Consider the following 22,645-nt stretch of genomic DNA (forward strand, 5'->3'; position numbering starts at 1 on the left):
TTGACTTTACCGAATCTGCCTTAAAGCGATGTCCTCCACGTTTTGGGCCTCACGGCATTTCCCTTAAATCCTCGCCTGGTAGGTGAACAAATTATAATACCTGCCCTCCTTGGCAATGAGTTGGTCATGGGTGCCCTGCTCGGCAATCCTACCATCCTCTATGACCAAGATCTCGTCTGCCTTGCGTATGGTGCTCAGCCGGTGGGCAATGACAAAGGTGGTCCTGCCCTCGGTCAGGGTGGCAAGGCTCTTTTGTATCAGGGCCTCGCTCTCGGTGTCCAGGTTGGAGGTGGCCTCGTCCAGGATCAAGATCTTGGGGTCGGCCAGAATGGCCCGTGCAATGGCAATGCGCTGGCGCTGCCCTCCGGAGAGCTTTACCCCGCGTTCGCCGATCAGGGTGTCCAGGCCCTCTTCAAAACGGTCGGTGAACTCGTTCACATGGGCCGCCCTTACCGCTGCCTGCAAGGCTTCCTCCGTGGCATGGGGCCGTGGGAACAGGATGTTGTCCCGTATGCTGCCCTCAAACAGGAACTCGTCCTGCAGCACCACCCCCAGGTGCCTCCGAAAACTGTCCAGGTTCACTTTGGCCATATTCTTTCCATCAATGGAAACCGTGCCCGATTCGGGGCTCAGAAAGGAGGCCGCCAACCCGGCAATGGTGCTTTTCCCCGAGCCCGAACTGCCCACCAGGGCCACTACCTTGCCCTTCTTGACCTCAAAACTGATGTTGTGCAGCACGTCCTTGTCTTCCTCATAGGCAAAGGATACGTTTTTAAAAGCAATGTGCCCCTGTATGTCTTCCAGGAAAAGGGTGCGGTTTTCCTCGTCGGATTCCGGGGTCATGTTCATGAGCTCCTCGGTGCGGTCCAGTCCGGCCAACGCTTCGGTGAGCTGGCTGCCTATGTTGCTCATTTGCACGATCGGGGCCACCATGAGCCCCAAAAGGAAGGTAAAGGTCAGAAATTCCCCAATGGTGAGTTGGTCCATCATGATCTTATATCCGCCAATGCCCATGATGCCCGTGGTGGCAATGCCCAACAAAAAAGTGGCGGAACTGGTCATGAAAGCCGTGGCGGTCAAGCTCTTTTTCACGTTCTGGAACAAACGTTCCACCCCTTCCTCAAAAATGGTGTTCTCCTGCGCCTCGGCATTGAAGCCCTTGATCACGCGCACCCCGCCCAAGGTCTCCGTGAGCCTCCCGGTGACCTCCGCGTTGATCTTGCCCCGGTTCCGGAAAATGGGCCGGATGATCTTAAAGGCCTTGAGGGCAATGAGGGCAAAAATGGCCAAGGGCACCAAGGTGAACAGGGTCATGGACCAACTTATGCCCAAGAGGAGCACCAGGGAAACCACGGCGGTTATGGTGCCGCCCACGAGTTGTACCAGGCCGGTGCCGATCAGGTTGCGCACCCCCTCCACATCGGTCATGATCCGGGACACCAGGGCACCGGACTTAGCATTGTCGAAAAAACGAATGGGGAGGGAGAGCACCTTTTTCTGTACCTGGGCCCTGAGCTCGGAGATGAGAAACTGGGCCTGTACGCTCAAGATCTTGGTGAGCAGAAAAGAGGTCACGGCCTGCACCAATATGGCAAAGGCCACGGCGGCCACCAGCCATTTAAGAAAATCAACGTCCTTGTTCGGGATAATGTCGTCCATTAAGTATTGCAGGGACAGCGGGGCCACAAAGCTCGCGGCCTTACTTACCACGATCAAGAACAAGCCTATAAAAACCAATCTGCGCCTGGGCCAGATAATGGTCTTGAAGGCACTTAAAATACTCACTTTTTTCTCTGTCATCATCCATTTTTAGAACAAGGTTGCAAATTACTTGAAATTAAAGAGAATAGTTAGCGTTACTACTGTATATCATCCAGATTTCAAAAGAGTGCGCCTTACGTCCAAACTACAGCTTGGAAACACCATCCTCAAAAATGTCCTTCTTTTATGGGCATTGTTGTCCTGGGCCCTGTTGCCCGGCCAGGGGCAGTACCCGGAAATCAAGGCGATCGTTACGGACAGTGCGGCCGTCTTCACGCCCACCGAAACGTCCCTGCTCATAGAAAAACTGACCGCTTTTGAAAAGGAAACCACCAACCAATTGGTTGTGGTCACCGTGGAACGGTTGGGTTTTGAGACCATTGAAAGCTACGCCAATGGCCTGTTTAACCAAAACGGATTGGGACAGGAGGGAAAGGACAATGGGCTGCTCATCCTTTTTTCGGAGCAGGATCGAAAAGTACGGATTGAAGTTGGCTATGGTCTGGAGCCCTATATCACCGATGCGGTGGCTTCCAGAATCATAAGGAACACCATGGTTCCGCGGTTTAAGAAAGATGAGTACTATAAGGGCATTTCCCTAGCTACCGATCAACTCATAAATTTTCTGGATAGCCCCGAAGCACTCGAGGAGTTTAAATCGGAAATAGAAAGAAGTGAAACCAAGTATAAGTGGTTCGGTTATGTGATGGTGGGTCTATTTGCTTCCATATTCCTGGGGTATGGCGGTTTTCTGTCCTATGCGTCGTATAAGGAACTTTTAAAAGTGGTCAGAGGCATGCTCTTGGGCAAGTTGGGACTTGTTCCGGGAATATTTGTGGTTTTGGGTGCGCTTTTAAACTGTTCTGTTTCTTTGGTGTTTATGTTGGTTCCCTTAGTGGTGGTCTATCAGATCCAATGGCCAAGTATTTCTTTGATAGACAGCCTTCTGGACCATAAAAATGTGGCGTTCTTGTTTCTGCTGGTGACCGTGGCTGTGGTGGCGGCCGCGATCAAAATTAGATTTTTTGACAAAAAGAAATTTCAATTTTCGCTTTGGAAGAACGATAAAACCTATTACCGAAAAACCTTCTCATCCTCCGGCTCCCATTCTTTTGGTTCTAGCGGTTCAAGAAGTGGAAGTTCCAGTAGTTTTTCCGGTGGTGGTGGCAGTTCCGGGGGCGGTGGGGCCAGTGGAAGCTGGTAACTTGATCTGTACCGTATCATTTTATTGTTTCCCGGGTTTTGCCGCTAGGCAGTTTATTGTATCTTCATAGGGTTAAAATATGCCCATGGACCGTATTGTTTACCTCCTTTTAATCCTTCTGATCAGTGCTTGCAAAACCGAACCCCAGGCCAGTGCCCCGGTCGATTATGCCACCATGTCCCTGGCGGAAAAGGCAGCCCGGGTCACCATTATACGGGACGACTTTGGCGTGCCCCACATTTACGGAAAAACGGATGCCGATGCCGTTTTTGGACTGCTGTACGCCCAATGTGAGGACGATTTTAACCGGGTGGAACAAAACTACATCTGGGCCACGGGCCGTTTGGCAGAGGTGGAGGGCGAAGAGGCACTGTACAGTGATCTGCGGGCCAAGCTGTTCATGACCCAGGAAGAGGCCAAGGCCAATTATGACAAAAGTCCCCCTTGGTTGAAGCAATTGTGCGATGCTTTTGCGGACGGCATCAACTACTATCTGGAAACACACCCTGAGGTGCAACCGAAATTGCTCAGCCGTTTTGAGCCTTGGATGCCCATGTATTTCAGCGAGGGCAGCATTGGGGGCGATATAGAGCGCATAAGCACCCAAAAGATACGGGCGTTTTACGAAGGGGATATGGCCGTGCCCCCACTGGAAATGATGGAGCTGCAGAAAGAAGAGGAACTTCAGGAGCCGCAGGGGTCCAATGGCATTGCCCTTTCCGGAAGTTTAACCCAGTCCGGCAACGCCATGCTCCTCATTAATCCGCATACCTCCTTTTTCTTTCGGGGCGAGGTGCACGTGGTTTCCGAGGAAGGGCTCAACGCCTATGGGGCCGTTACTTGGGGGCAGTTTTTTGTATATCAGGGCTTCAATGAAAAAACGGGATGGATGCACACCTCTACCTACACCGATGTCATGGACGAGTTCAAGGAAACCATTGTGAAACGGGACAACCAATTGTTCTATCAATACGGGGAGGAGCTGCGGCCGGTGGTTTCCGGGGAGGTGACCTTAAAATACAGCACGCCCCAAGGGATGAAGGAAAGGACCTTTCCCACCTACCGCACCCACCACGGCCCCATTACGCACATTGTGGACGGGCAATGGACGGCCTCTGCCATGATGTGGGAACCGGTAAAGGCACTGGAACAGTCCTACATCCGCACCAAGCAAGATGGGTATGAGGGTTTTAGAAAGATGATGGATATCCGTACCAACTCCAGCAACAACACGGTGTATGCCGATGCCGATGGGAACATCGCCTACTTTCACGGTAATTTTGTGCCCAAGCGCGATGTGAGCTTCGATTATTCCCAACCCGTGGACGGCAGCGACCCCAAGACCGATTGGCAGGGGCTGCACACCGTGGACGAGAACATCTTGATTTTTAACCCGGACAATGGGTGGATACAGAACTGCAATTCCACTCCCTATACCGCCGCTCTGGAGCACAGTCCCAAAAGGGGGGACTATCCGTATTACATGTCACGGGATCAGGAGAATTTTAGGGGCGTGCACGCCATTTCACTGTTAAAGGAGGTGGATGATATGACCTTGGACGGCTTGATCAATTTGGCACATGACCCCTATTTACCTGCTTTTGAGGTTTTGTTGGAAGGTTTGTTGGAGGCTGTTTATGAATATGACGACCGAAACCCAAAATTTGTGGGGCCCAAGGAGGTCTTGGCAGAGTGGGATTACAAGACCTCAAAGGAATCTGTGGCCATGACCCTGGCGCATTTCTACGGAACCCGATATCTGAGGGAAGGTGAATTTCCGGAAGGATTGTCCCAAATGGAGCGCTTGGAATACGCCGGACAACTGTCTAACACCGCAGAGCGCAGGGTTATCTTTGAAGACGTCTTGGATGAGCTTACAAATAATTTCGGTACCTGGAACATCCCGTGGGGAGAAGTGAACCGGTACCAGCGAAACAACGGGGACATACGGCAGGAATTCGATGATGCCAAACCCAGCATTCCCATTGGTTTTGCCTCGGGCCAATGGGGCGCTTTGGCGGCCTACGGGGCCCGCTACACCACGGAGGGCGCCAAGAAAATCTATGGTACCCGGGGCAACAGTTTTGTGGCCGCGGTGGAGTTTGGGGACAAGGTCAGGGCCAAGACCATCTTGGCCGGTGGGCAGAGCGGGGATCCCAACTCCCCCCATTTTAACGATCAGATACAAAGGTATGCCAATGTAAACTGGAAGGAGGCCGCGTATTACAGGGAAGATGTATTGAAAAGGGCAAAGGAGACCTATGTGCCCGGGCAGCGATAATACCATTTCCCAATTGAAAATAAGCCGATAAATGGTTTCTTTTTATGCCCTACTTCAAAATAAAAATAAGCCGTAGCTGGGCTATGCCTGATTTTTCTTTTTCGAAGGCCAAAAAAATAATTCCATTTCTATGGCTGCATTTCAAACGAGAACTGGTATAATGGAAATGTGCACTATGGACACGGCCTTGCCAAGTGCCGAAAAGGGAAAAAATAAAATGGTTTTTTCAAATGGGGGAACGTCCAGAACAGACCCTCTCGGGAAAAGAAGTGCCATAGGTCTTTTTAAACCTACCTTGCTAATCCCCTTCCTTGGTGACAATGAGCGTGGCGGTAGATCCAGAGGAGAGCATCCATTTGTTGGAGTAAAGAAGGTTTCCTTTGTCATCATAGACATCCACTTGGGCCGTGTTGGGGGCAGATGATCCGTGGTTCAAGGCCACAAAATCCAACCGGTTAAACCCTTCCTGTAGGTCCACATTGATACCTTTGAACCCGCCGGTGAGCAACATGTTGGGCTCCACCACCTTTTCGTTGAGATATATTTTTACGCGGTCGCCATCCACATATTCATGGTCCCGGCACACGATGCCCACAAATTTTCCGTTGCTCTTTACATCACCCAGATATTGGTCTGGAAAGTACTGCCCGGAACCGCCCATGCGCTCCCCGGGACCCACTTTGGGGTCTATTTTCATTCCTGTTCCGGCCTGCACCAGTTCCCGGTCCGGTAACATTTTTACCGGGTTCTTGGGGTTCATGTCCAATTTGGGCCGTTCTTTGATCATGGAGGGCATCTTTAGCAGGTTGCCCGTATTGGTGTTTCCCTTGTCATTTAACTTGTTGGCCGACTCAATCTTCAACGGTCTGGCCACGGGAAGGTCGCCTTGGGCGTAGCCCACGCCAAACGACATCCCCATACAGAGCATAAAAAGAAGGATATTTTTTGCCATCACGTTCATAAACAATATAAAGGTAGCAAATACCCTGCCATAGCGGCTTAACGCGGTGTTAAAATGATAGTTGGCCCATAATGGTCTCGGCAATGAGGCGGTGGCCCTCAGCGTTGGGGTGTATGGGATCGTCATCATAGGCCACCGTCTTTTGGGCCCGTAATGGGTCATGGATGTTCATGGTCCCCATAAGGTGCGAATGCTCCATACCTTGCAGGATCTCCCGAAATTTTTGCAGTACCTCCCCATCGTAGGCCGGGTAAGGGGCCAGATAGGAGTAGGTGCCGGGTGGGTTCAATTTTTGCTTTTCGGCTTCTGACAATACCAGGGGCGGGGTGGTGAGTCCTATGGCTTGGATGTCCCTTGCCTTTAGCTTTTCCAGAAGCGTGCGCACCCCAATTTCAAAACTTTGGAACACGTCCCGGGAAGGTGGCCCATAAATGCCACAATTCATGCCGTAGCAGAAAAAGAGCACATCCACGGGGGTGGATTCCAACAGGGTGTCCAGCCGTTCAAAAAGGTAGGGCCTTGGCCCGGGGTGGTCCTGCTCGGTAAGTCCCGTAAGGGTTTCGCTGCTCTTGCCCCAGTTAAGAAACTGTAGGTTAAGCTCGGGGTGGTCGCGGTTGGCCATTGCCTGCAACCGCTGCACATAGCCGTGCGGACCTTCCGTGGCCGTGATGCTGTCTCCCAGACAGGCCACGACCTGGTTTTTCCTTAGGGTGAGCGTTTTGCCGTTGCCGCCGCATGCGGGCAACAAGGCCGCTAGGCCCGCTGCCCCCAACTGTTGTACAAAGGTTCTTCTTTTCATGCCCAAGCCCGGTTTAAAAAAGCCAAAAAATTTCCGTGCAAAATGGCCTTGATGTCTTCTTCCGTATAGCCCCGGTCCCGCAACAGTTGGGGCAATTTCTGAAGGTCTGCTATGGTGTCCAGATCGGCGGCCGTCTGTTCGGTGCCAAAGCCGCCGTCCAGGTCGGTACCGATGCCCACGTGCTTTGTGTTCCCGGCCAATTGGCAGATGTGGTCCAGGTGCTGTACGGCGTGCTCCAAACGTACCGCGGTGTTGCTGGGGTGGGAAACGCCGCGTTGCCAATGGGGCACCATCATCCAAGCATCCAAGGCCATGCCAACAACGGCCTCCCACTCTATTAGTTCACGCAGTTGGGCATCTGTAAATTGCCTATTGTGGTCAACCAAGGCCCGGCAATTGTTGTGGCTGGCCCAGACGGGTCCCTGGTACACGTCCATGGCTTCCCAAAAACTCTCATCGCAGAGGTGGGTGGCATCCAAGATAAGGTTCAGTTTGCCCATTTCGCGCAATAGCTCTTTTCCCTTGCGGCCCAAGCCCCCGGTGGAATCCGTTCCGTGGGCGTAGGTACCCGGCCCATAGTGGGCCGGGCCAATGGCGCGCAAGCCTTGTGCGTGGGATCGGTGCAGGTGCTCCATGTCCAAGATGGAATCCGCACCTTCCAAACTTAGAATGTACCCAATGGGAGTGTTTTCCGGATCCTTTTCCCAAGCGCCAAGGTGCGCTTGCAGCCCTTGCTTGTCCGTGATCTGTCGCAGGGCCCCGCAGGTTTCCATGCTCTTGTACCAAGCCCACTGTCCCTGTGTCTGTGCCCAGGCCTGTTGGGCGGAATTCCACCCGGGCAGGGCATTGTCCGTATGTACATAACGCGCGATCTGGGTGGCCACACAGAGGCCAATGTTTCCCTTGCGCATGGCCGGGAAGGACACGGTGTTGCGGCCGCGATCGGGTTTGTCCGTCATTCCTTTTTCGCTTTCCCTGATCTGGGCCACGGGCCATCGCAGGTCACGGTTCCACTCCATGGCGTTCATGGAAAGGTCAAGATGGGCGTCAAAAATAAATGGGCTCAAATGTTCAGTTTTTGGTTACGGGCCGTTACCGGCCATTCACGGGTCACCGCTCCTTTTTCCACCACCAAGAGGCGATCGTATTTTGCCACGGTGGGGCAGATGTGCATGGGCACCGCGTAGTGGGCCTGGCCCACGGGAAGGGATGTTCCGTTGTCCAGGGCCAGGACCAAGTGCTCTTCGGACTGTTTTATCTGTTCGCTCTGGGGCAAATCCAGAAACTGCACCCTGGGAAACCCCATTTCCGGGGCCAGGGACTTGTGCCCAAGGTCCATACAGCATACGCCCGGCTTGGGATTGCTGATGACCCGGGTAAAAAGGACGGCGGCGGGCAGGAAGTCCATCTCCTTAAAAAGTCCTCCGTATCCGGCATCCCAGAGCAGGGTGGTGCCAGGGCTGGCAATGACCCCTTTTCTTTTGGCGTGAAAGGGAAAAGTGGGCGATCCCCCCGCCACGATGGTGGGCGGCGGCAGCGATGCCTTTTCAATGGAGGTGGCCAGCGCCTCCACCGAAGCGAAAGCGGCATCACAATCGGCCCTGCGTTGGGCCGCATCCGGATTTCTCAAATGACCGTCATAGGCGTGGAGGCCCTTGGCTTCCAGGTGGGGGTGTGCGGCAATGTAGCGGTACAGGGCCAAGGCCTCTTCCCCGGGTACTATGCCGGTGCGGTGCATGCCCACATTGAGGTCCACGTACAGGGCCATGGTGGTGTTTTCTTTTTTCGCCAACTGGCCCAGGGCCGTTGCGGTGATCAGGTTGTCCACCAGGGTGGAAAAGGCACTGCCGGGGTAGGCCGCCATCAATTTTACAAAGCGGGCCGGGTTTGCCCCTACGGGCTGCATGGCCAAAAGGATGTCCGGGGCGCCCGTCCGGGCCAGCAGTTCGGCTTCGGCAATGGTGGCGCATTTAAACTTATCAATGCCCCTTTGCAGTTGCAGTTCAATGATATGGGCGCTCTTATAGGTCTTTACGTGCGGGCGCAGCTGCTCCGTGCCGCCCGCCATCCGCACCATGGTGTCAATGTTGTGCGCTATGCGATCGGGGTACACCAGTAGGGCTGGGGAAATGATGTCCTCGCTTCGTTTTACTTCAAACCATTTGTTTTGTTCCATACCTGGTCTTGTTAGCCCCTCTCCGGGGTTATGTTTCCATAAGGGGAAAAAGGACATCGGCCTGCATAAAAAAGCCACGCTTCCCTTGCTGCCCTTTGTGTGCTTTTTCTTGTTTGCGTTAAAATGGGGCCGGGGTCAGGGATGCAGTTCAAACATGGCTTCAATTTCCACGGCAATGCCCCCGGGGAGCATCATCCCAACGGCAGAGCGAACGCCCACACCGTGGTCGGGTCCAAAAACATCGGCCATTAATTCGCTGTAGCCGTTGATCACCAGGGGATGGTCCTTAAAATCGGGAGTGCAGTTTACCATTCCCAATGATTTTACCAGCCGCTTTATGCGGTCCATGTCCCCAAAATGGGTGGTGATGGTGGCCAGCATGGTCAAAGCGGTCTGTCTGGCGGCCGCCTTGCCCTCTTCCAGGCTAAGGTCATGGCCCACGCGGCCCTCGATCAAGGTGCCGTTGGCGCGCATGCACCCTTGTCCGGATACATAGAGAAAACGATCTACCACCAGCACGGGTTTGTACAGACCGGCGGGGGGCGGTGCGGGCGGAAGTTCCAAGCCCAGTTGCTTTATTTTTTCAGAAGCTTTCATCTTTTTGGTTTTATTGTTTCAATTCGATGCACTGCCATTCGCCCTTAACCATCTTAATGGGAATCAAGAACTGTTGGACTTACGTTATACCCATTCCATGTTTTTGGGGCGATATTTTTTTTGTTTGAACGATGCCTTGCTTTCCACATTTAAACAAACAGGTCTAGCACGAGCACGCCCAGAAGCCCCATGACGCCCACCGTGGTCTCCATGACCGTCCAGGTGCGCAGGGTGTCCTTGATGCCAAGGTTGAAATATTCCTTGAAAAGCCAAAATCCGCTGTCGTTCACGTGGGACAGCATGAGGCTGCCGGAACCAATGGCCAATACCATCAATTCTGCCGAGACCCCATCATTTTGAACCAAGGGCAGCACGATTCCGGCGGCGGTGAGACCCGCCACGGTGGCCGATCCCACACACACCCGGATTACGGTGGCAATGCCCCAGGCCAGCACCAAGGGAGATACGGACGACCCTTTTAGAAGACCGCCAATGTACTCGCTCACGCCGCTGTCTATCAATACTTGCTTCAGTGCCCCCGCCCCGGCGATGATCAGGAGCACCATGGTAATACCGGTCACGGCACTGCCCACGGTGTCCATGACCTCGGTCATTTTTTTGCCTCGTGCCAGCCCCAGGGTGTAAATGGCCACCAGTACGGATAGGAGCATGGCCATGACCGGATTGCCCACAAAGACCAAAATTTGTTGCAGTGGGGCATTGGCGGGCAAGAGCAGTTCTGCCAAGGCGGCCATGGCAATGAGGATCACGGGAAGTAGGGCGGTGAAGATACTGATGCCCGTTCCCGGCATCTCTTCGTCCTTGAGTACGGTGGGGTTCACAAATTCTGCCAAGGGGGTGGCCTTGATGTGCTTCATGGTGCGCGAGAGCAAGGGCCCACCAACGATTATGGCGGGGATGGCCACTACGATGCCGTAGAGCAAGGTCTTGCCCACATCTGCGTTAAAGGTGGCGGCTATGGCCGTGGGTGCAGGGTGCGGGGGAAGGTAGCCGTGGGTCACGGAAAGGGAGGCCAGCATGGGCAGGCCCACATAGATCAGGGGGAGCCCCGTGGCGGCGGCAATGGTGAACACCAGGGGCACGAGAATAACAAAGCCCACGGAGTAGAACATGGGGATGCCCACAATGAAACCGGTGAGCACCACCGCCCACTGCACATTTTTTTTACCGAACCTGTTCACCAGCTGGGTGGTAATGCGCTGTGCCGCCCCGCTATCTGCCACCAGTTTTCCCAGCATGGCCCCCAAGCCCAGGATAATGACCAGAAAGCCCAGAATACTGCCTATGCCGGCCTGGATGGAATCAATGACCGCAATGGGATCCATGCCCTGGGCAATGCCCACAAACAAGGAGACCAAGACAAAGGCAATGAAACCATTGAGCTTAAAACGGGCAATGAGCAGGAAAAGGAAGACAATTCCAACGAGGACAATGAGCAGTGGCATCTTCGTTTAGGTCGGTTTAGGTTTTTCGCCCTCCAAGATACCACAAAAAATCAGGAAGCGGAGGGGTTTTCAAAAATTCAGAAAAGACCTTACGCCTGCTGGTGCCCTAGGACGATCAATCGCCGTAGTTGAGCGCCTTGTACACCAAGCCCGCCAATAAGGCCCCAAGAATGGGGGCCACCCAGAAGAGCCACAGTTGGTCCATGGCCCAGTCTCCCACAAACAGGGCCTGGCTGGTACTCCGGGCCGGGTTCACCGAAGTGTTGGTAATGGGTATGCTGATCAGGTGAATAAGGGTAAGGCAAAGCCCAATGATGAGGCCCGCAAAACCGTTGGGCGCTTTTTTATGGGTGGCCCCCAAAATAACGAAGAGAAAAAAGAAAGTGAGCACCAATTCCGCCACCAGGGCAGAGATCATGTTGTAGCCGCCCGGGGAGTGTTCCCCGTAGCCATTGGCCGCAAAGCCGCCCATCTCAAAATTAGGATGTCCCAACATGATCAGGTAGAGTATGGCGGCGGCAGAGGTGGCACCTAAGAGTTGGGCCCCGATGTAGGGCAGGAGTTCCCTGGCCTCAAATTTTCCGCCCATCCAAAGCCCTAGGGACACGGCCGGATTGAGATGGCAACCGGAGATGTGGCCTATGGCGTAGGCCATGGTCACCACGGTGAGGCCAAAGGCCAATGAAACGCCCATAAACCCTATGCCAAGTTCCGGGTAGGCCGCCGCAAAAATGGCACTGCCACAACCCCCAAAAACCAACCAAAGGGTTCCAATGTATTCGGCTACATATTTTTTCATCATCTTAAAGGTTAGTGTGTTGTATGCTTTTTAGAACCAGAAAAGGGGTGCAAGTCACATTATATAAATTTTTTCGCTAAAAAAACACGAAATATGTGCCGTTAGGATGGTTTTTATGTACGATTGACAATTAACCCCGGATTACACCAGTTCTCGTTTGAAATGCAGCCATGGAAATGGAATTATTTTTTTGGCCTGCGAAAAAGAAAAATCAGGCATGGCCGAGCTACGGCTTATTTTCAATTGGGAAATGGTATTAAGCAATGGAAATTCCGTTACGGCTGCAAATCCCTGCAAAATCCAAGGCAAAAGGCGCGTTTTTACGGGGCGTTGCACCCTTGTGACGAAAGTATAACATATACGCTGGATCAAAAAAGGGAAGGGGTATGGTCGCCGGCTGCCGTTGCGCCTGGAACCGGGCAGTTTTGGCGAGCCTTATGTAAGGTAAGAAAAAATCAATGGGTGCGGTAATGGGCCAGGCGTTGTGGTCCTTCCAGCAAAATACGAACCACCCTTAGCGTGCCGTCTTCGGTGGTGTCTATTTGCCATTTGATCAGGGAGATGCTTCCGTTCTCAATCTCAATGCCCGTAATACTGCGCGGGTGCACGCAGCTACCATCGTTAAAGAAGGGGATGTCTCCCGGTTCTGGAAATCGGGGGCGGTGGGTATGGCCCACCACCGTAATGCGCATGTCATTTTTGACTATCCAGCGTTTTATGCGGCGCTCCAGCTTAATGAGTTCCTTGTAGTTTTTTGCCGGACTGGTAGGATCGGCAATGCCCCATACCTGTAGGGGCTTCCAGAGCACCCGAACCAAAAAGCGGCCCCACCGCCAGAAATTATAGTTCCACCAGTCTGCTTGGTGCCCGTGGGCCAAAAAGAGCTCTTGGTTGGTCTCCTCGTGGCGCAGCACCAAGGCCTCGTGGTAGGTAATGCCCTGGAACAAGGTCTTGTCCGTATTGTCTATGGGCTCAAAATAGCTGCTCAGGTACTTGTTCACATAGCTTTTGTCCTTGTACACCATATCGTGGTTGCCCCAGACCATGTGCAGGCGATTGGCCAAATGAAATTTTTTGAGGAGTTTGTACACGTGCTTATGGGCCTCGAAGATGGACTCAAAGTTGATGTTTTCCCAGAGTTCATCGCCATCGCCCAGCTCACAATAGGAAAAGCCCTCCTTGAAATAATGGTTCAGGGCGTGGAAATAGATGTTGCGGTTGTTGGCAAATTCATCGGCAAAGCTGTTGTCTCCACGATGGCAGTCACTGAACAGAACAAATTTTGATCGGTCGTTAAAGGGTACCACCTTGGCATTTTTGTAGGCACGGGAGAGTCTTTTATCCGAGGACATGGTTCATTTTTGTCTAAATATCCGAAAAAAGAAGGCAGCCAAACCCATCTAAGGGCCCCTAAATGGATGTTTCCGGTTTTTTTTTTGACCGGGCCACCGGCCACATTTTCAAAATCATTCCGCTTTTTCTGGCAGGACATAGGAATACAGGTTGCGCCCCCTGCCCTTCATGGTAAGTTCATCTGCCACCAGTACGGTACTGTCGTCCAAAAAGCAGATGGCCTCCAATTGGGCGTAGGCGTAGAGCTCTATCTCCTCTTTGTCTCCCAAGGTAAAATCATCGGTATTGAAATGGGTATAGCTTAAAATACGGCCGTAGGTGAGCAAGATCACCCGGCTGCCATCGGCGGAGATATCCGCTGCGGTCACTTGGCATCTACCGCCCTCGTAACAGGTTATGAACTCTGCCACCAAAGTGGCGGCATAGGAGCCTGGGCGGTCGGGCACTTTGTACAGTAAGGCGGTGCCATCAAAGGGATCGGCACGGTTTTTTGTGACAATGTACAAATGGTCCCCCCAGTGAAAAAGGGCTTCCGCATCGTAGTGCCGGGCTTCCTTTGGTGGTGGAAAGTGGTGCTGTTCCGGATAGTAAAAAGAGATGCGGGCCGCTTGTACCTTGTTTCCCGTAAGTTGGTTGGGATCGGGAATTTTGTAAATGACCAAATCCTTTCTGTCGTTGTCATTGTTGCCTATATCTGCAATGTAGAGGTTGCCCGCTTGGTCTTTGGCCAGGTCTTCCCAATCGCCATTTTCCGCATTTTCAATTTCAACGGTGCGCAGGCGGTTGCCCTTTAGGTCTATTTGATAAAGGTCATTGGGGTTGCCATTGTCCTCAATGACCCACAAGGTCTGATCGTTGCCCAACACCATTCCAGAGTTTTCGTCCATGGTAAAGGGAAGGTCTGCCAAATGCTGGAGCATTCCGGGATATTCCTGGCAAGAAAAGAGAAGGATGGTAAACAAAACGATGAGGCCTTTGTGCATCTGCTGGTTTTTAACGTTTAAAGAAACGTACCGTGGCGTTTCTGGCCCATCCTGAAGAGCTTTGGGGCACGGGCGTCAATTGCCCAGGGCCACTGTGGCCTTGTGCTTCATCTGTACTTTTTTCAACAGCAGCTCGCCCACGGCGCGGCCTTGGTCAATGCCCACTTCCACGGCGGCACGGTAGTGGATGCCCCCGTACATTCTGCTTATGGCCGCTTCATCTGCCGCGGCGTTGAAAGAGGGAAAACTACGTATGGGCAGGCCATAGGGCACTTCGGTGTCATCATCAAAGGCAAAACCGTCGCCAAAGATGTCCGTGAGCACCAGGCCGGCGGCCCCGGAGACCACGCTGTGCCCGCTGGTGTACTCTGGGAAGGGCGGTGTCTGCAATATGGGCACCCAATTTTCGTCAATGTGCTGGTTGATCAAGGTTTCCGGCCGTATGAGGTTGCTGCGGTATTTTTCGTCCCAGCAGCTTATAAAGGCATCGGCAATGGCCATCGAGGTTTTGGTGTAGGCAAAGAGGGTATCGTCAAAATCACTGTTGGTCATCCGGCTGGCTATCTTGCTAATGCCGATCCAGTGTGCCCCGGGGGTTATTTTTTTGGTGGCGAACATAAGGTGCCCACGGGTAACCGATACGTAGGGGTTGCAGTCCCAAAATTTAGCAATGGCCACCTCTTCGGAGTCGTCCCCTTTGGCCGTGATCTCCTTGCTGATCTCATAGACCTCCAAAAGCTCCTTGTAAAAATCCGAATCCTCTTCCATGGAAAATGGGGGTGGTGGCAGGGGCTTGAACTGGGCCGCGGAATCCAGGTAAAACGGTCTGATCTTGTCCCAATGTGGCTCAATGCCGTCCATGTAGGCCGGCGGGGTGGGCTGCCAACGGGCGGGATCGTCCGTATCTACCGTGAACTTGGGCATGGTGCGGGTCTGGTTGTAGTTGTCCTTGTTCATCCATTCCTTGATGTGGGCCGCCACCTGCAGGCCGTAATTTTTTGAAGCCTCGAACTGGGCCGCGTTGGTGTTCTGCCAACGCTGGTAGAGGCTGTCCTGGAGCACCTCGAACTTGTCCTCTGAGAAAATGAGCTGTTTGCTCACGTCCATATGGGCAATAAGGGCAGACAGGGTGGGGTTAATGCCCAATAGGGTGTCCATTTGCGGCACGGGCGTAAGCTCGTTCACCTGGCCGGCCAAGGATCCGTAGTCCGGGTTTGCCTGGGCCACGATCTCATAGGCGGCTATGTTGGGGTAGGCAAATATCCGGCTGGCCACGGGGGGCGAAAAAATATCGTGGATCATGATCTCCGTGACCTTGTCCACCACGGCGTGCAGGTCCTCGGGGCCCACTTCAATGGTTTCCTTTCCAGAAGGCCCGTTTTCACAGGAGAGGGTCAGTGCAAGGAGCAGAAAAAAAATGGGGCGTAGCTTCATCATCCAACAATTTACCTTGGACCGTTTCCCGGTGGGCACAGCGGAAAAATCGATCCTTGTTCATTACAGTTCAACCAGATGGCAAAATTACATTAATTTTTGGATCGGTGGCAATGGCAAGAGCATGGAAAACGGTGTTGTCCAGTTTAGAACAGGCCATTTTGGGGCGCGGGCACCTCTTCAGTGAAATGTGCGGCAGCGCCAAAGCGGGTACAGGCCGGGACAACTTGATCGTTGCAACAGTGGGTTAATCTTCCCCACCTCTTTTAAGGGTTATGGAAATGATGAAGGAGCGATCGTCATTTGCCACTACCAGATAACGATCTTCCCCCAGATGCACAATACGTCTCGCATTTAGATAGGGTGGCAGGGACAGTGCGCCTTGCACTTCCATTTTTCCATTGGGCCCCAGGGATAAGGTGCCACCGCTCCGAGCGGTACTCTGGCCCAGTTCGGTGGTATAGCCCAGGTAGTTGCCCACAAAGGATATAATTCCCTCCCCGTTTTGCTCAAAATCGTTCAAGGTGCTCATTTGCGCTTGCTTGGGAAGGGGTAGGGCCCGGGTGTTTGGCCCCACGTTCATATAGGCCATGGATCGCAATTCCCCGATGGTCTTTATTTCCATAATGGCATCTTCCTTTTTTCCTGTCAGGTCTTCTATGTTCTTGACTTTGGAAAAATCCGCATAGCTCGTGAATTTCTTTTTCAACGATGGCAACTGAGCCATTAACTTGTCTTTACTGGCATAAGGCACGTATTTTCCAAAAAATGGGTACATAATGATGGGGTCCGGTTGTTGGTTGTCATCAAAATCATCCAGGTACAGTTTTAGGGGTAGGCTGTCATTGGCCTTGAACTTAAAGTTCTCACCGGCATTTCCCGCCAGAATGTCCGGATTTCCGTTTCCATCCAGATCGGTGACGGTGACCGTATTCCACATCCCCCCCGTTTTTGTTAGACCAAAGAATTCGGTCTGGTTAAGAAAGGTGGCATCTCCTTGGTTCATGAGCACGGTAATGGGCATCCAATCGCCCACAATGACCAGATCCAGGTGGCCATCTGCATTAAGATCGGCCCATTCACTGTCTGTGATCATTCCCAGGCGTTCTTGTTGCTGCACCGAGAATTTCCCGTTACCATCATTTTTAAGGATGTAGCTATAGGGAGATAGGCCGTAGCCACCAGGGATGGATCGGTTGCCAATAAAAAGGTCGTCAAGGCCGTTACCATCAAAATCTGCCGCGGCAACACTCCCCCCATTTGTTTTTATGAGCGGTATGGCCAACCGCTCAAAATTCCCCAAACCATCATTCACATAGATGCGATCTTCCAAATTGGGATGGCCTTCGGTGAGCTCGTTGCCCCCGCTCATTACATATAGGTCCAAATCGCCGTCATTCTCCAGATCAAATGCCGTGGCATCCACATCTTCGTAAATGATGTCTTTTCTTAGGGCACTGGTCTTGTCTTCTTCATAGTCGTCATTGGGCTTCCGGAAATACAGGGCGGGAGATTGATATTTGGCCCCACCAATGAAAAGGTCTTCCAATCCATCGCCATTAAAATCCGCCTGAACCAGGGCCGGACCTTCTGTGGACAGTTTTTCTGGCATGAGCAGTTCCCTCTCATAGTCGCGGTAAGTGTTTTCCAGATGGCTGTATTTGAAAAAGCGGTAGGTCTCGGGCACCGGTTTGGGTTGCAATTCAACAGTGGGCAATCCTTCCTTTTGCGTGATGGTGTGATGTTGGTTGATGGCGAGCCCGTGCTCCCATTGCACCTCTAGGTTGGGCCATTCAATTTTTACGGAATCCAACACGGCATCTTGGCCCAGACCAAAATGAAGGTGTCTGGTGGAGGAGGACTGGAAGCCCTTTACCACGGTGAGCTCTTTTTTTAGTACGTTGTTGCCGGCGTAAACGGTTACTTTGGCGCCCAAGGGGTTGGTGGAGGGCCCTTTTCCCTTTAAGTTCAGGGATAGGTAATTTCCAGGGCTGCCCCCATTGCTGCGGTTCTCCAAAAGCGATGCTTCTTGGTCTATGTTGTTCACCACAATGTCCAGGTCGCCGTCCTGGTCCAAGTCTGCGTAGGCAGCCCCGTTCGAGTAGCTGGGGCGAAGGCCGGCAGAGGCCGAAAACCGGTTGAAGCTGTAATTGCCCAAATTGTGAAAGACCACGTTGGCAATGTTCAAAGTGGGCATCTGTTCAATGAGTTTTCTTTCTATGGCGTTCCCTTTGGTCTTATTGTACTGGGCAAAATCAACCGTGCTAAGATAGTTTATGTAGTCCAGGTCATTGGGTCTTTTATAGATGCCATTGGTAACGTAGATGTCGTTCATGCCATCATTGTCAAAGTCTTGAAGCAGGGGAGACCAGCTCCAGTCCGTTGCGTATATGCCCATCATCAGCGCCACTTCTTCATAATGACCCTTGCCGGTATTGCGTTGAAGGGTATTTCTGGCGTACTGCTCGCCAAAGCCAAAGCTTCTCTTGATCTGGTTGACGTTGTCTGAGTCTTCCCCTCCCGATTTCAGGAATATTTCTGCATCAGAGGGCATCATGTCCAGCGAAAAAATATCGGGAAGGCCGTCCTGGTCCATATCGGCAACGTCCACGCCCATGGTAAACCTACTGCTATGGTGCATGACATCTTGCCCTTTTTCCTGAAATGTGACCTGTCCTGTCCCTGCGGAGCGCCCTTGGTTCAGGTACACATAATCATTTTCATGGAAATCGTTGCCAACATAGATGTCTGGCCAACCATCTTCGTTCAAATCGGCCACGGTAAGGGCCAGGCCATAGCCCAGCGCACTGCTGTAAATACCGGCTTGTTGCGTCACATCTTTAAACCGGGTCTCTCCCTGCTTCAATTGGTTCTCAAAAAGACGGTCCCCGGCAATGGGGTCCGTCTCGTTGCGTAAGGCAATTCGTCCGTAGCTGCGAGGGGTGTGCAGGGAGTGATTCAAGAGATAAAGGTCCATGTCCCCGTCTTTGTCATAGTCCAAAAAAGCCGCTTGGGTGGACAGGCCCGAAAAATCCAGTCCGTATTCCCTGGCCATCTCCTTGAAGGTGCCGTTTCCCTGATTGATGTAAAGGAGGTTTTTTGCCTTGAGTTCTTTGTAGGCGCCCACCTTGCACACATAAATGTCCAGATGGCCATCATTGTTAACGTCTTCCATGGTGACCCCGGTAGACCAGCTGTTGTCCATCTCCAAACCGGCCGATGCGGTGATGTCCTTGAACCTCATATCGCCCTGGTTCAAGTAGAGCCGGTCCGCGCTCTGGTTCGCGGAAAGGTAGAGGTCTTCCAGCCCGTCATTGTCCAGATCCCCGATGGCCACGCCGCCACCATTGTAATAGTAGAGGTATTCAATGATGTTCAGATCGTCCGTGTGTCGCAGTTTGTTGACAAACCTCAAGCCACTGCTGTCCGCGGGCAGCTGATGAAAAAAAATCGGTGCCTTTGCACTGGGGACGGTGGGCTCTTCCTTGCCCGCACAGCCCAGGAGGATTAGAAAGGGCCAGATGGATTGCAACAGTTTTTTCATCTTTAAAATTTAAATGCAACGACGGAGTCCCTATTCCTGGAAACGATGAGCTGTCTTTGATCGACCAACATGTCCCGCACCTCTCCCTTGATTTTGAGCCCCGATGGTTGTATGGGCACTGAAAAGCAGCCCTGGCCATCATTCTCCAGGTAAAGGCCATAGGAGGCATCGTACCGGCCCACCTCCGGTTTTACGTTGTGCAAATTGCCGCCCAGGGCCAGATCCGGGTCTCCATCCCCATCGAAATCATGGGCCGCAATGGCATAAATGGGCGAAAATTGCGCCTCAATGGGCAGTTGCACCACTTTGAACATAAAGTTCCCGTCATTGAGCAGCACCACGGAGGCCAGGGTGTTCGCGGTCAGTTTCCGGCTGTCTTCCAATTGTTCGGGGGTGAAGATATCACTGATGGCGGCATCTTTAAAGGAGTCATAGTCAGGAAATTTTTTGGTCAGGGATTTGATCTGTTCCACCAAGTTGTGCCTAAGGGCATAGGGATAATCCTTACCCTCTTTTCGGCGAAGACTGAGGATCGGGTCCATGAACCCATTACCGTCAAAATCTTTGGAGTACAGTGTAATGGGGTTGGTCTCACTGGCACGGAACCGACTGTTGAGCCCGTGGTTTCCCACAATGAAATCCATATCGCCATCGCCGTCAAGATCACTTGCTTCCAGGGTGTTCCACCAGCCCTTGAGCTGTTCCAAAGGATGGTCGTTAAAACGGGACAGCGATCCTGAGTTGTTTTGGAATACGGTGATGCCCAGAAATTCCCCCACAACCAAAAGATCATCGTCCCCGTCCCCGTCCAAATCGCTGAAGTGGGCATCTGTGATCATCCCCAGATTGCGTAGGTCGGGCGCTAGTTGGGGCGTCCTGTCCGTAAAGTGCCCTTTTCCATCATTGATCAATATGAATCCCGAACATGGTGCACCGTACTTTAAGGGAACAAGGCGCTCCCCCACAAAAAGGTCCAGATCTCCGTCTTGGTCAATGTCCGTGGCTTGCACCGTGGAGGTACTGTGCACGCTGCCCGCCACGGGCAATTTTTGCGGCGAGCGCACAAAATTTCCCTTTCCATCATTGATGTAGAGCCGGTCTATGAAATCTGTGGAATATTGGGAATACTCTACCCCGCCACTGCACACGTACAAGTCTTCATCGCCATCATTGTCCGCATCAAAGAACAGCGCGTCCATATCTTCCGAATTTTTGTTTTCTTCAAAACTGCCCGACTCTTTTTTCTTGAATTTATCCTTGTTCCCAAGGAAAAGCTGGGGCAAATGGCCTTTGGCGCCCCCGATGAACACATCTTGCCAACCGTCTTGGTTTACGTCTGCCATGGCCATTCTGGGCCCCTCTGTGCTCCACATATGGTGCAGTAGCCGATCACGGTTAAAATCCACAAAGCGGTTTTCTTTGTGAAGATGTTTCAACCCATCGGTCTTTGCCACAAATGGTCGTGGATCGGTTGGTTTGGGCGCGGCTGTTGCCCAAAGAGCATCTTTTTCATGAAGGCCAAGGGTTTGGTCCACGGCCACGTTTTTCAATTCCGTGACTTTCCCAGAGGGCCAGGTAACCTTGAGGTTTACACTGTCCCCATTTGGCAGGGCAAGGTTGGGCCTGGGGTCCATACTGGATTGAAACCCGCGGGCGGGCTGGTTTTCCAATGAGATGCCCCGTTCAGGTATCTCCACTTTACTGCCCAGGGCCATGGTGTTCTGCCCTTCTCCGTACAGCTCCAGTTTTAGGTAGTGCCCCTTTTTCCGGTCCACGGTGGTGTTCTCATAGAGAAAGCTGGGCATGTTCAGGTTGTTCACCACCAAATCCAGGTCACCGTCATTGTCCAGGTCGCCATAGGCCGCGCCGTTGGAAAAACTTTCTTCCTGCAGGCCGGACTTCTCCAGGTTCTCAAAACGCAGCCCACCTTGATTTAGGTAGGCGTGGTTGGGAACCTTGTTGGAAGGGATGATGTCTATGAGCTTGGCGTAGTTCACGGTGTCATTGCTTACCATTGATTTTAATATTTCCGTATTGGACAGGTAGAGCAGATAATCTTGATCGGTGAGGTCTTGGTAGACCCCATTGGCTATAAAGAGGTCCTTGAGCCCGTCATGGTCCATATCAAAGATCAACGCGCCCCAGCTCCAGTCTGACGCTTCCACGCCACTGAGCCGTCCAATCTCACTGAAGGTGCCGTCCCCGAGGTTCAACTGGAGGGTGTTGCGCGTAAACTGGTGGTAGTAACCCCCGCGCAGGTTCAATTGGTACTTGTCCCAATTTTCAAAAGTGGTCACGGTCTTGAGTCGCTCATACTCAGAGGGCAGCATTTCGGTAACAAAAATATCATTGAAACCGTCATTGTTAATGTCTGCCATATCTGCGCCCATCGAGGCCACGCTATTGGCGGTCATCTGTTCCTCCAGGACCTCGGAAAACGTACCGTCCCTGTTGTTCACATAAAGGTAGTCGCGTTCAAAGAAATCGTTGGATACGTATATGTCTTCCCAGCCGTCATTGTTTACGTCGCCCACGGTAACCCCCAGTCCAAAACCTATGACGCTGCCATATATACCGGCTCTTTCGCTTATGTCCACGAAAATGCCGTCCCTGTTCTCCATGAGTTTGTCCCCGCCCAGCACGTCCCTTTCGTTTCGTTGGTTCAACTTTAGATCAAAGCCCCCAATGGCCTTGTAGGAGTTGTTTAAAATGTACACATCCAGGTCCCCGTCCTTATCAAAGTCAAAGAAGGAAGCGTGGGTGGAAAATCCTTTGTCGTCCAGGTTATGGGCGGCGGCCATTTCTTTGAAGGTTCCGTCTTGCTGGTTTATGAAAAGTTCGTTTTGCTTGTTTTCGCCCTGCAGATCTCCCGAATTGCAGACATAGATGTCCAAATAGCCATCGGCATTGACATCGGCCATGGTTACCCCGGTGGACCACGGTCGGGTACCGCCCACGCCAGCGGAATCTGTAATGTCCTCAAAGGTGAAGTTGCCCTTGTTCAAAAAGAGTCTGTTCTTTTCTTGGTTGGCTGTGAAAAAGATATCGGGCAGGCCGTCATTGTCAATATCCCCTATGGCCACACCGCCCCCATTGTAATAGTTTCGGTAGCGGTACACGTTAAAGGCGTTGTCATAATGCAGCTGGTTGGTGAAATCCACCCCCGTTTCGGCTGGCGTGCGCAATTGAAAAATGCTGGGCTCCGTATTCGGCCCCATTTCCGTCCTATTATTGGCACACCCCATCAAGAGCCAGATGCCACACCAGGCGATGTGGGCGAGGTTAAA

16 protein-coding genes are annotated in these 22,645 nt (G+C 52.5%); 3 read left to right on the top strand and 13 right to left on the bottom strand.

Annotated elements, in window-relative coordinates; genetic code table 11:
* Nucleotides 1-63: 63 nt before the first annotated feature.
* Nucleotides 64-1,800: an ABC transporter ATP-binding protein gene (locus ACKWCC_RS04735; protein WP_413994756.1), complete on the bottom strand. Its 1,737-nt coding sequence runs from the start codon at nt 1,798-1,800 to the stop codon at nt 64-66.
* An 88-nt stretch (nt 1,801-1,888) separates the two neighbouring features.
* Between ACKWCC_RS04735 and ACKWCC_RS04740 the strand changes: the two genes are divergently transcribed.
* Nucleotides 1,889-2,965 carry a TPM domain-containing protein gene (locus ACKWCC_RS04740; protein ID WP_413994757.1) on the top strand — a complete coding sequence of 359 codons (1,077 nt, stop codon included), beginning with the start codon at nt 1,889-1,891 and terminating at the stop codon, nt 2,963-2,965.
* 85 nt (nt 2,966-3,050) lie between these two features.
* On the top strand, nt 3,051-5,246 hold the full coding sequence (locus ACKWCC_RS04745) for an acylase (RefSeq protein ID WP_413994758.1): 2,196 nt from the start codon (nt 3,051-3,053) through the stop codon (nt 5,244-5,246).
* A gap of 298 nt (nt 5,247-5,544) precedes the next feature.
* Here the strand turns inward: ACKWCC_RS04745 and ACKWCC_RS04750 are convergent, their stop codons facing one another.
* From ACKWCC_RS04750 to ACKWCC_RS04795, 10 genes are all read right to left on the bottom strand, one after another.
* Nucleotides 5,545-6,207, bottom strand: coding sequence for a hypothetical protein (locus ACKWCC_RS04750; RefSeq protein ID WP_413994759.1), 663 nt, complete (start codon nt 6,205-6,207; stop codon nt 5,545-5,547).
* A gap of 49 nt (nt 6,208-6,256) precedes the next feature.
* Nucleotides 6,257-7,006, bottom strand: a complete 750-nt coding sequence (locus tag ACKWCC_RS04755; protein ID WP_413994760.1) for an SGNH/GDSL hydrolase family protein — start codon at nt 7,004-7,006, stop codon at nt 6,257-6,259.
* Entirely contained in the window at nt 7,003-8,073 is a 1,071-nt protein-coding gene (locus tag ACKWCC_RS04760; RefSeq protein ID WP_413994761.1) for a dipeptidase, read from the bottom strand. Before ACKWCC_RS04760 ends, ACKWCC_RS04755 begins: the two co-directional genes overlap by 4 nt.
* Nucleotides 8,070-9,182: a D-TA family PLP-dependent enzyme gene (locus ACKWCC_RS04765; RefSeq protein WP_413994762.1), complete on the bottom strand. Its 1,113-nt coding sequence runs from the start codon at nt 9,180-9,182 to the stop codon at nt 8,070-8,072. The genes ACKWCC_RS04760 and ACKWCC_RS04765 overlap by 4 nt, the downstream gene beginning before the upstream one ends.
* A 135-nt stretch (nt 9,183-9,317) precedes the next feature.
* A complete protein-coding gene (locus ACKWCC_RS04770; protein WP_413994763.1) occupies nt 9,318-9,779 on the bottom strand; it encodes a RidA family protein in 462 nt (153 codons plus the stop codon).
* Nucleotides 9,780-9,928: 149 nt separating this feature from the next.
* Nucleotides 9,929-11,245 carry a gluconate:H+ symporter gene (locus ACKWCC_RS04775; protein WP_413994764.1) on the bottom strand — a complete coding sequence of 439 codons (1,317 nt, stop codon included), beginning with the start codon at nt 11,243-11,245 and terminating at the stop codon, nt 9,929-9,931.
* A 115-nt stretch (nt 11,246-11,360) separates the two neighbouring features.
* Nucleotides 11,361-12,044 carry an aquaporin Z gene (gene aqpZ, locus ACKWCC_RS04780; protein WP_413994765.1) on the bottom strand — a complete coding sequence of 228 codons (684 nt, stop codon included), beginning with the start codon at nt 12,042-12,044 and terminating at the stop codon, nt 11,361-11,363.
* Nucleotides 12,045-12,499: 455 nt separating this feature from the next.
* Nucleotides 12,500-13,396 (bottom strand): metallophosphoesterase, encoded by an 897-nt coding sequence (locus ACKWCC_RS04785; RefSeq protein ID WP_413994766.1) that lies wholly within the window; start codon nt 13,394-13,396, stop codon nt 12,500-12,502.
* 114 nt (nt 13,397-13,510) lie between these two features.
* Nucleotides 13,511-14,380, bottom strand: coding sequence for an NHL repeat-containing protein (locus tag ACKWCC_RS04790; protein WP_413994767.1), 870 nt, complete (start codon nt 14,378-14,380; stop codon nt 13,511-13,513).
* A 75-nt stretch (nt 14,381-14,455) separates the two neighbouring features.
* The gene (locus ACKWCC_RS04795; RefSeq protein ID WP_413994768.1) at nt 14,456-15,814 is read right to left on the bottom strand and encodes a vanadium-dependent haloperoxidase; all 1,359 of its coding nucleotides are present in this window, start codon (nt 15,812-15,814) and stop codon (nt 14,456-14,458) included.
* 56 nt (nt 15,815-15,870) lie between these two features.
* Between ACKWCC_RS04795 and ACKWCC_RS04800 the strand changes: the two genes are divergently transcribed.
* A complete protein-coding gene (locus ACKWCC_RS04800) occupies nt 15,871-16,065 on the top strand; it encodes a hypothetical protein (protein ID WP_413994769.1) in 195 nt (64 codons plus the stop codon).
* Here ACKWCC_RS04800 and ACKWCC_RS04805 read toward each other — a convergent pair.
* Nucleotides 16,062-19,358 carry a VCBS repeat-containing protein gene (locus ACKWCC_RS04805; RefSeq protein ID WP_413994770.1) on the bottom strand — a complete coding sequence of 1,099 codons (3,297 nt, stop codon included), beginning with the start codon at nt 19,356-19,358 and terminating at the stop codon, nt 16,062-16,064. The genes ACKWCC_RS04800 and ACKWCC_RS04805 overlap by 4 nt on opposite strands.
* 2 nt (nt 19,359-19,360) lie before the next feature.
* Entirely contained in the window at nt 19,361-22,576 is a 3,216-nt protein-coding gene (locus ACKWCC_RS04810) for a VCBS repeat-containing protein (protein ID WP_413994771.1), read from the bottom strand.
* Between the last annotated feature and the right edge of the window lie 69 nt (nt 22,577-22,645).

Source organism: Maribacter aquimarinus, assembly GCF_047345505.1.
Lineage (GTDB): Bacteria > Bacteroidota > Bacteroidia > Flavobacteriales > Flavobacteriaceae > Maribacter.